The 9,494-nt window shown below is 53.9% G+C and carries 10 protein-coding genes; all 10 read right to left on the bottom strand.

Going from position 1 to position 9,494, the window contains the following annotated elements; translation table 11 throughout:
* Positions 1-313: 313 nt before the first annotated feature.
* Positions 314-1,747, bottom strand: a complete 1,434-nt coding sequence (locus RBR60_RS15280; RefSeq protein WP_320358364.1) for a deoxyguanosinetriphosphate triphosphohydrolase — start codon at positions 1,745-1,747, stop codon at positions 314-316.
* A 58-nt stretch (positions 1,748-1,805) separates the two neighbouring features.
* On the bottom strand, positions 1,806-2,243 hold the full coding sequence (locus RBR60_RS15275) for a hypothetical protein (RefSeq protein ID WP_320358362.1): 438 nt from the start codon (positions 2,241-2,243) through the stop codon (positions 1,806-1,808).
* Between the two features lie 211 nt (positions 2,244-2,454).
* Positions 2,455-3,498 (bottom strand): hypothetical protein, encoded by a 1,044-nt coding sequence (locus RBR60_RS15270; protein ID WP_320358360.1) that lies wholly within the window; start codon positions 3,496-3,498, stop codon positions 2,455-2,457.
* 30 nt (positions 3,499-3,528) lie between these two features.
* Positions 3,529-4,242, bottom strand: a complete 714-nt coding sequence (locus RBR60_RS15265; RefSeq protein ID WP_320358358.1) for an ABC transporter ATP-binding protein — start codon at positions 4,240-4,242, stop codon at positions 3,529-3,531.
* A complete protein-coding gene (modB, locus tag RBR60_RS15260) occupies positions 4,239-4,913 on the bottom strand; it encodes a molybdate ABC transporter permease subunit (protein ID WP_320358356.1) in 675 nt (224 codons plus the stop codon). The genes RBR60_RS15265 and modB overlap by 4 nt, the downstream gene beginning before the upstream one ends.
* A gap of 139 nt (positions 4,914-5,052) precedes the next feature.
* On the bottom strand, positions 5,053-5,820 hold the full coding sequence (gene modA / locus RBR60_RS15255; RefSeq protein WP_320358354.1) for a molybdate ABC transporter substrate-binding protein: 768 nt from the start codon (positions 5,818-5,820) through the stop codon (positions 5,053-5,055).
* A gap of 3 nt (positions 5,821-5,823) precedes the next feature.
* Complete coding sequence (locus RBR60_RS15250) at positions 5,824-6,297, bottom strand: GNAT family N-acetyltransferase (protein ID WP_320358352.1); 474 nt, start codon at positions 6,295-6,297, stop codon at positions 5,824-5,826.
* Positions 6,294-6,608 carry a (2Fe-2S) ferredoxin domain-containing protein gene (locus tag RBR60_RS15245; protein WP_320358350.1) on the bottom strand — a complete coding sequence of 105 codons (315 nt, stop codon included), beginning with the start codon at positions 6,606-6,608 and terminating at the stop codon, positions 6,294-6,296. Before RBR60_RS15245 ends, RBR60_RS15250 begins: the two co-directional genes overlap by 4 nt.
* Positions 6,609-6,696: 88 nt before the next feature.
* Positions 6,697-7,998 (bottom strand): nitrogenase cofactor biosynthesis protein NifB, encoded by a 1,302-nt coding sequence (nifB, locus tag RBR60_RS15240; RefSeq protein WP_320358348.1) that lies wholly within the window; start codon positions 7,996-7,998, stop codon positions 6,697-6,699.
* A gap of 214 nt (positions 7,999-8,212) precedes the next feature.
* Positions 8,213-9,494 (bottom strand): nitrogenase component 1 (locus tag RBR60_RS15235; RefSeq protein WP_320358346.1); only part of this gene is annotated, 1,282 nt, incomplete at its 5' end.

Genomic DNA, 9,494 nt, shown 5'->3' with positions numbered 1-9,494 from the left:
CGCGAAGACAAACGTCTGGATCAGCTGAACTTGTTTGGGTAGCCACCTTTAGGTGGCTCCAGGTTTTTTAACCGCTTTGAGCGGTTCCATGTTTTCAGGCCACCGGCTTTGCCGGTGGTATTTGACTAATGAGAGTGGATCGGGGGTAGGTCATGGGGGCACTCCTGGAAAGATAGGATTTTGTTTTTAAAGGGAAAGATAGGGGATTTTGGAATGGAGGTCAAGGACGAAATGGGTGTCCTGTGGTTGTCTGCAACACGGAATGAGATCGTGGTTCGTTCCTCACACGATCTATCCTTATTTGTTATACATTTTACATGCCCATGCCACCTATTTGTTTGGCTATATGGGTTGCATAGCTGTCTGTCATGCCGGATATATAATCTAAGACTCGCATATAAGACTGGTATAAAGAATCTCCTTTTTGGGGGGCATTGATACCCATCATACTGATGATACGTTCACCTCGGAAAGATAACTTGCTTCCAATAACTTGCTCTCTAACAGCTGAACAAAATGCTTCAAGTAATATTCCCATTGTTGTGAATGAGCCTATTTCAATTTCAATTTTGCGAGGGTGTTTAAAAATTTTCTGTCGAGCAATTTGTTTTGCAGAATCCAAAGGGTCTTTAATCTCATTTGGACAACATGAAATCAGTTCATCGTTCAATTTACCTTCCATTATCATTGGTAACTTTTCCATAAATGCCTCTGACACGTGGTTAATTGCTAAACCTATAGAACGGCCACGTAAGTAAGACATCTTTCTCCTATTTGATATGGAGGTTGAACTGATCATATTTTTAAGCTTCTGGTCCTCCCCAAATAGAGGTTTAAGAATTTCCAAAATTTCATTAAAGCTCAAAATTCCCATTTCATGGGCGTCTTCCAAATCAAGGATTCTATAACAGATATCGTCTGCTGCTTCTGTCAAAAAAGCCAAGGGGTGGCGACAATATTTATATTCATCGACTTTGATTAGACCAACATGATCTGCTACTTTTTTTAAAATATCCTCTTCAGTCAAAAAAGAACTAAACTTCTTAATTCTATTGATCTCTCGAGAAGTCCAAGGATATTTGAGCATAGACGCAATTGATGCATAGGTTAGCCTCATTCCGCCATCGCATGGATAGTATTCTAACTGCGATATTACTCGAAAGCCCTGAGCGTTACCTTCGAAGTTCTTTAAATCATTTTTTTCTGGTTCCTCTAATCCCTCAAGTAAGTGCGCGACTTTAGGTTGAGAAAACCATGATTTTATCGCTTCTTCACCAGCATGTCCAAATGGAGGATTACCGATATCATGTGCCAAACAGGCAGCTTGTACTATTTGACCTACATTTGATGGTGATATTTCTTTTGGTAATTGATTATGGATTCTTTCACCAATTGTAATACCAAGGCTTCTACCAACGCTTGCAACCTCAATACTGTGCGTTAAACGTGTATGAATATGATCATTTGCGGCAAGAGGGTGTACTTGTGTTTTCTTCCCAAGTCGGCGAAACGAGCTTGAGAATATAATTCGGTCACAGTCTTTATGGAAAGTAGTTCTTCCACTATCGTCTTGGCTCTCCTCTTCAGCAGTCAATCTGAATGAGGATAAGAGTAAATTCCAATCCATTACCATTAAATCAAAACCTCCGAACTTATGGTGATGTATAACGCCGCCCTTCACCCGCCGGGCGAAAACACCGAAAGCGGCTGAAAAGACGATAAAGTTTATTAAAAGAAACCCTTCCAAAAAACCGCGCCGTAAGCCCGGTCGGAGTGAAAGGGCATTGTTGGGCGCTGTAACGTTTCTAAATACCTAAAACTGCAATATACCCATGCTCTTTTATATTAATTTCAACCCATTCAACCAATTCTGATATCAATTTTATAAGTTGATCTTTGCAACTAAACAAATGATTCTGAAAATAGTCACGGGAACCAGCAAAAATAAAACCGACTTTGCCAAGTATATCCTCAAATTCATTTGTTGATTCGAGTAAGGCATTTAATGTCTTAAGCTCAGAGAGAATATTTTCCCATGAATGTGAATCAATATCATTCATATTATAGTGGTCATAGTTTGGTGCGAGTTTTTCAAAAATCGGTTCAATAAGTCCAAATACTTCTTCTTCAAAGAAAAGGCTCGTTTCCTCCCAATGTTTTCCTTGATACTTACCAAGGCTGAGTTCGATATAACATGTGCCTTCTAATTCAGATTTATCTTTTATGATTTTTATTTCTTCCATAGATTATTGATGACGCCCAACAGTGCAATAAATGGAAATTTTCCATGTTATCCGTTCCTATATCCGGAAAATTTTCCACTTATTCTGATATTAAAGACTAAAACATGGAAAAAAGGCCAAAATACCATCCCCATCATTTTTAAGCTGCAAGTTTCCACTGTCAAACTTTCTCTTCCCATCCCCACAGCCAAAACGATCTTTTCCCCATATCCTACCCCTCCACCCATGACAAGCTTTTATTTGCACCCAACAAACTTTCCCCCACCAAAGACGCTCTCCCCCCATGTTTCCCCGCCATAAACCGCACAGGAGCCAGCCCGTGGATCTCCGGTTCCATGGGCTGAAAGCTCAAGGGATCGCGGAGCTGGCCGTGGCAGTGGATGCCGGATTCGTGGGTAAACACCCTTCCACCCGTCACGGGCTTGTCCGGCGGAAGCGGGCAGCCCGTAAGCCCTGCCACATGGCGGGAGAGGGGCCGCAGGGCTTTCGTGCTCACGCCATGGGGGATTTTTTTCAGGGTCAGGGCCATGACCAGCTCCTCAAGCCTTGCGTTTCCTGCCCGTTCGCCAAGGCCGTTGACCGTGAGGGACACGGCTTTGGCTCCGCTTTCAAGGGCGGTGAGGGCATTGGCTGTGGCCATGCCCAGATCATTGTGTCCGTGGAATTCCAGATCAAAGGGCGATTTTTCCTTTAGTCTTTCAATAAGCCGTGAAATTTCGAGGGGGCTTGCCACACCCACGGTGTCGGAAATGCGGATGCGGCGGATGGGAAAACCTTTCAGCTTTTCAAGAAGAGCCAGCATGTCTTCCACAGGGGTGCGGGTGGCATCCTGAAAGCCAAGGCTCACCCCTTCAAAGCGGCTGAGGGCAAGGGGCAGAAGGGTTTCAAGGCGGGTTTCAAGGATGGCCTTATCCCAGCCCAGCACCCGGAGCTGACGGGTGGAGACGGGAAAGGCCATGTGAATCCGTTTCATGCCGCAGGCTTCGGCGGCTTCCAGATCCTTTGCATGGAGTCGGCACCAGCCAAAGATGCGCTCTTTTGGAAGGAATTTTGCGATGTGGCGGAGATACCGGGCTTCTTCGCCTCCCATGACGGGAATGCCCGCCTCGATCTCATCCACCCCCGCATCTAAAAGCATGGATGCAAGGCGGATTTTTTCCGCCATGGAAAAGGCCAGCCCCGGTGTCTGCTCGCCGTCCCTTAAGGTGGTGTCGATGATGAGGGGCCGGAAAAGGGCAGGGCCTTTTTGTTCCATGGATTTATCCTTTCAAAAAGAGCTTCCGTTTCAGGCCACAAGCCGGGCCACGGTGAGGGATGCGGGTTTTTTCCGGATGGCTTCCGGATGGCCCGTCTGGGAAATTCTGCCCCCTTCATACACAATGATGCGGCTGGACAGTTCCGCCGCCTCGTCCATGTCGTGGGTGACCATGAGGATGGGAAGGGGAAAGCTTTCCCGGATTTCCAGCAGAAAACGGCGCATACTGAGGCGCAGTGGCCTGTCTAAAGCGGAAAAGGGCTCGTCCAGAAGCAGGAGATCCGGCTTTCGCAGCAGGGCGCGGGCCAGCGCCACCCGCTGTTTCTGGCCGCCGGAGATTTCGTGGGGATAGCGGGAAGCCAGCCCCTGAAGCCCGAAGCGGTCCATGAGTTCCCGGCAGCGGTCTTCCTTTTCCCTCTGCGTCATGGCCGCCTTTCCGTAGAGGATGTTCCGGGCCACGGTCATGTGGGGAAAAAGGGCCAGATCCTGAAACACATACCCGAAGGGCCTTTTCTGGGGCGGAAGGTGGATGCCCCTTTCGGTGTCGCAGTACACTTTGTCCCGGAGGCGGATATGGCCCGTATCGGGCCGGATGAGACCTGCCAGCATCTGGAGGGTCATGGATTTGCCGGAGCCGGAAAAGCCCAGCAGACAGACAAGATCGTCCGCCATGTCCCAGGCCACATCCAGGGTAAAACCGGGCAGTTTCTTGCGGAGCCGGACTTCCAGTACGGGGGAGCTCATGGCCCTTTTCCTTTCTTTGCGGTGCTGCGGTTGGCGATGTAGAGCAGCAGCCCGCAAACCAGGGTCATGAGGGCCACCATGAGGTGGGCGCTCGTCCATTCGCCGCTGGCACTTGAGCTGTAGATGGCGATGGGCAGGGTGTCCGTGCGGCCCGGAAGGTTGCCCGCCACCATGAGGGTGGCTCCGAATTCGCCCATGGCACGGGCAAAGGAGAGCACGGTTCCCGCAAGAATCCCCCGTGAGGAAAGGGGGAGGATGACCCGGAGGGCGGTTTCCCACTCTTTTCTTCCCAGCGTGAAGGAGGCATGGATGAGGGTGGCATCCACCGACTCCATGGCGGATCGGGCGGTTTTGATCATGAGGGGCAGGGCCACCACAAAGGAGGCCAGTACCGCCGCCTGCCAGGTGAACATGATGCTCCAGCCCGTCCACGCATAAAGGGGGCCGCCGATGAGTCCCCTGCGGCCAAAAAGAAGGATGAGGTAATACCCCGTCACCGTGGGCGGCAGCACAAGGGGCAGGGTGAGGAGAACATCGAGAACTTCCTTTCCCCTGAAATCCCGTCTTGCCAGAAGATAGGCCAGCGGCAGCCCGAAAAGGAGCACCAGCAGGGTGGCGATGAGGGCCACCTGAAGGGAGAGGCGCAGGGAAAAGAGAAAGGAAGGTTCCATATTCGTATGCTCCTGAGGCTGTTTCCGGAACTGGATATATCGTAAAGCGGATCGTTCACCCCGGCCCCTGGCTTCGGGAGCCTCAGTCAGCAGCCAGAGGGAGAGGGTGCCATATGGTGTTTCTGTTTCAGGAAATCAGCTAAGGCAGCGGGCTGAAGCCGTGTTTTTCCAGAATCCGCCTGCCCTCATCGGAAAAAAGAAAGGCGATGAAGTCCGCTCCTGCTTTTTCCGAGGGGCTGTCCTTCACCAGAGCCACGGGATAGCGGATGGGGCTGTGGCTGTTTTCCGGAAGAAGGGCGAGAACCTGCACCCTGTCTTTGGCGGCAAGCACATCGCTGGCATAGACAAGCCCCGCATCCACTTCCCCCCTTGCCACATAATCCAGCACCTGCCGCACGTTTTCTCCGTAGATGAGCTTTTCCTGAAGAAGGGGGAGAAGCCCGTTTTTTTCCATGGCTTCATGGGCATAGCGGCCTGCGGGTACGCTTTTGGGGTTGCCCGTGGCGATGCGCTTGATGTCGTTGCTGCGAAGTCCTTCCAGATCCGAAGGCAGGTGTGCCGCACCAAGGGGCGCAATGAGCACCATGCGGTTGGCCACAAAATCCCTGCGGCTTTCCTTTCGGATGAGGCCGAGGCGCTCGGCCTCGTTCATGTCTTTCTGGCTGGCGGAGGCAAAGAGGCCCACGGGCGCCCCCCCTGCGATCTGCCCCAGAAGCACGCCCGATGCGGCAAAATTGAGGGTACAGGGAACCCCGCTCTGTCGGGTGTAGGCGGCGCTGACGTCTTCAAATGCGTTTTTGAGGCTCATGGCGGCGGATATGGTGAGGGGTGCCGGGGATGCCGCCCCAGCCTGCCATGGAAGAAGGATCGCCCAAGCGAAAAAAAGGATGCGGATACCGTTTTTCATGGTTTATTCCTTTTTGGGAATGGGATGGCGCAGGGCCACAAGCTGGGTGGCCTGCCATCCCGTATGGTGATAAAAAACAAGGGCCTGGGTGTTGCTGCGATCCGCAAGGAGCTGGATGCGGGTCATGCCCTGATCCCGGCACCAGCGGACGGCCTCCTGAATCAGCGCCGTGCCGATGCCCCGGCCCCGAAGCCCCTCCTTTACCACCAGATCCTCCAGAAGCCCCACCTCTCCGCCTTCCGCCGTGGAGATGAGGCGTTGCACCGTTACCATGCCGATGACCCGGTTTTCTTGTCTGGCCGTGAGCACAAGGGCATTTTTTTTACGGATCAGGGTGGAAAGGCCTGCGGCCTGCTTGGCGGCATCGGGTGTAAAATCCGCTTCTAATGTGAAGAGACCCGCCAGCAGCTCCACCATGGCGGGGATGTCCGCATCAAGGGCTTTTTCAATGCTGAAGGCGGGCCTTTTGGATGTCATGGGGCCTGCCCCAGCGCAAGTTCCTGACAGATGGCCCCTTCCTCCATGGCATCCAGAATGGCGTCCACCGAAGCTTCGGAATCGACGCTTCCATACCAGACATTCTGGGGATAGACCACCATCACCGGGCCTTTCTCGCATTGTTTGAGACAGCCCGTGCTCACCACCTGGGCATCCAGCCCCCGGTCGAGGATTTCTTCTTCGATATAAGGTAAGAGGCTGGCAGCGCCCTTTTTGTGGCAGACCCCCTGGGGGTCGCCGGAAACGCGGAAACTGGCGCATACAAGGATGGTGTGTTGGGGAAGGGCCATGGGAGTTCTCCTTTGAAGTTTGTTTAATAAAATTGGGTAAATTGCGTATTTGTAGGGGCAGGTCTTGTGTCTGCCCCAGCAAGGCCATTCATGCCCCGCATCCCCCTGCGCCAGCGCCGGAACAGGCCTTGATGCTGCGGGTTTTGAGATGCATCAGAGATGCCCCGGAAAAGGCCGGGGTGAGGGCGGCCTCAATGAGTCCTTCCACTTCCGCGACATCCACGCCCGCCTGAAGCAGTACGGTTTTCGGGCGTTCTCCAATGCCGCTCACAAGGAGCATACGGCAGTCGGACAGAAGGGCGGCCATGTCTTCCCACCGGGATTCGCCTCCGCCCTTTGCCGGTGTGATCCGGGTATCCACCAGTTCAAAGTTTCCGTCCTGTTCCCGGAAGATGAGAAGGTTTTCCGCCTCGCCAAGGTGCTGGTTCACAAGAATGCCTTCTCTGCTGGCCACGGCGATGAAGGGCCGTTTGGGGCTGAGGATACGGCAGGAATCCTCCTTTGCTGGTCTGTGATTGTCCGGCGTTTTGGGCATGGCCTCGCAGGCTTTGAGTTTGGCCATGAGACCGGGGCTTTCCTGTTCGCCAAGGCAGCCCACGGCATCGGCCCGGCAGCGGGTGCAGTGGGTCATCTGGGGGAGATGAATGGCCGAGGCGGCCCGGATTCTTTGCACAAGATCCTTCCCCGGTTCCTCCAGATGGCCGAAGGCCGAGCCGGGGTTGGGGTAGTAGGGAATGCAGTTGAAGATATCGGCCCCAAGGGAGGCTGCGGTGCGGGCCACTTCGGGAATGTGGTCTTCGTTCACGCCGGGAATGAGGATGCTGTTCACCTTTACGGCAATGCCATGGGATTTGAGCCGGATCAGGGCTTCGCTCTGCTTTTCAAGGAGAATTTCGGAACCTTCCAGGGCCTGACGCACCCTTTTTTCGTGGCGGACCCAGGCATAAATGCGGCTTGCGATCTCAGGATCCACGGCGTTCATGGTCAGGGTCACATGGCTGACCTTAAGATCCGCCAGCTCTTCGATGTAAGGCCCGATGCCAAGGCCGTTGGTGGCAAGGCAGAGCAGGATGTCCGGATACTGCTGACGCACAAGACGCAGGGTTTCCATGGTTTCACCGGCATTGGCAAAGGGATCGCCGGGGCCTGCGATTCCCACCACGGAGATGTTCTTTTTTTCCGCAAACACATGGTCGAGATAGACCAGCGCCTGATAGGGCGAAAGGATACCGCTGGCCACTCCGGGGCGGCTTTCGTTGACGCAGTCGAATTTGCGGTCGCAGAAACGGCACTGGATATTGCACCGGGGAGCCACGGGCAGATGCACCCGTCCATGGGTTTTGCGTGCGGCCTTGTTGAAGCAGGGATGGTTATCAAAGATGGATGACATGGGAGCCTCCTTGGTTTTTTAGATGATCTGTCTGGATGCCCGGTTTCTGTATTCGGGGCAGACCCTGTTTTGATCTTTCTGAGGGAGAGCAATTATTCAGCAAATTTCCCATATCCCTCTGGTGTAGGGGCAGGCCCCTGTGCCTGCCCTGATTTTGGGCAACCACGGGGGGTTGCCCCTACATGAAAACTCATGGTTAATTCAGGTTTTGTCTTCATAGATAGGAAAACCCCACCCCCGTGGCCTCCTGCCGCACTTCGAGAATGCCGTTGCAGATGCGCTCAAAAAGCTCCCGTGCGCCGCCATAGCCCAATATGCGGATGGAGGGGCCGCCCACCCGGTCGTGGATGGGAAAACCCACACGGATAAGGGGCGTTTTGGTTTTTCGGGCCATGGCGTAGCCCTTGCTGGAGCCCATGAAAAAGTCCGGCGGATTTTCTTCGGCAAGCTTTTCAAGGGTGGCGTAATCGGCCCCTTCCACCACCTGCATGCCTTCCTGTTCTTCTTTGGAAAGAAGACTTTCCAGCGCTTTTTTCAGATGGCCGGAGCGGCTCCCGGATGCAGCCACAAGGGTTTTGACGCCGATTTCCGCAAGAAAAGGCACAAGAGCTGCCACCAGATCCTCATCCCCGAAGACCATGGCCTTGAGACCGGAGAGAATTTTATGGCTGTCCACATAGGCGTCGATGAGTCGGGAGCGTTCTTCCAGCAGCATCTTGGGGATGGTCTGTCCGCTGAGATCCTGAAGAAGGGCAAGGAAGCGGTCCGTGGCCCGGATGCCCACGGGAAGCCCCTGAAAATGCGGCGCAAGGCCGGATTTTCTGCCAAGAATTGTTAAGGGGGACACCTCCCGCAGGCTGGATGCGGCCCCCAGATGCAGGCCCGCTTTTGCTTCTGCCATGTTCTGCAAACTTTCCAGAGACGCACCACCACGGGGCAGGGTCTCGTATTCCTCCCACTTGCCGCCATCCAGGGTTTCTGAGCTGTCCGGCACAAGGCAGGGGAAAAGCCCCATGAGACCCACCAAATCCTTCAGATGACGCTGATCCGCCGGGGAGAGTGCTGCGGTGAAAAGGGGCAGGAGCTCTTCTCTCTTTCCGGCCATGTTCGAAGGGCCTTCCGGAAGAAGCTGCTCCACGAGGGCGGAAAGGCTTTTCCAGTAGCCTTCCTCATGGCTGCCGCCGTAGCTGGGGGTGGAGGCAAAGACAAGGGGCGGATAGTCCGGGTTGGCTTTCCGGATTTCCTTCAGCATCATGGGCACATCGTCGCCAATGGTTTCCGAAAGGCAGGTGGAGGCAATGCCGATGATTTTTGGCCTGTACTGGCGCAGGATGTTGTCGATGGCCGTGCGCAGGTTGGCCCCGCCGCCGAAGATGGCCGTGTCCTCATGGAAGTTGGAGGAGGCGATGTCCACGGGTTCTTTGAAATGGCTGATCATGTAGCGGCGGATGTAGGTGGCACAGCCCTGGGAGCCGTGGAGCAGGGGAACGCAGCCT

Source organism: Desulfobotulus sp. (assembly GCF_034006065.1).
Classification (GTDB): domain Bacteria; phylum Desulfobacterota; class Desulfobacteria; order Desulfobacterales; family ASO4-4; genus Desulfobotulus.
This window is presented reverse-complemented; position numbering and strand designations above follow the sequence as displayed.

Excerpts from the sequence above, each read along its gene's own strand:
- RBR60_RS15275 (WP_320358362.1), bottom strand. The coding sequence starts at position 2,243 with ATGGAAGAAATAAAAATCATAAAAGATAAATCTGAATTAGAAGGCACA.
- RBR60_RS15270 (WP_320358360.1), bottom strand. The coding sequence starts at position 3,498 with ATGGAACAAAAAGGCCCTGCCCTTTTCCGGCCCCTCATCATCGACACC.
- RBR60_RS15265 (WP_320358358.1), bottom strand. The coding sequence starts at position 4,242 with ATGAGCTCCCCCGTACTGGAAGTCCGGCTCCGCAAGAAACTGCCCGGT.
- modB (WP_320358356.1), bottom strand. The coding sequence starts at position 4,913 with ATGGAACCTTCCTTTCTCTTTTCCCTGCGCCTCTCCCTTCAGGTGGCC.
- modA (WP_320358354.1), bottom strand. The coding sequence starts at position 5,820 with ATGAAAAACGGTATCCGCATCCTTTTTTTCGCTTGGGCGATCCTTCTT.
- RBR60_RS15250 (WP_320358352.1), bottom strand. The coding sequence starts at position 6,297 with ATGACATCCAAAAGGCCCGCCTTCAGCATTGAAAAAGCCCTTGATGCG.
- RBR60_RS15245 (WP_320358350.1), bottom strand. The coding sequence starts at position 6,608 with ATGGCCCTTCCCCAACACACCATCCTTGTATGCGCCAGTTTCCGCGTT.
- nifB (WP_320358348.1), bottom strand. The coding sequence starts at position 7,998 with ATGTCATCCATCTTTGATAACCATCCCTGCTTCAACAAGGCCGCACGC.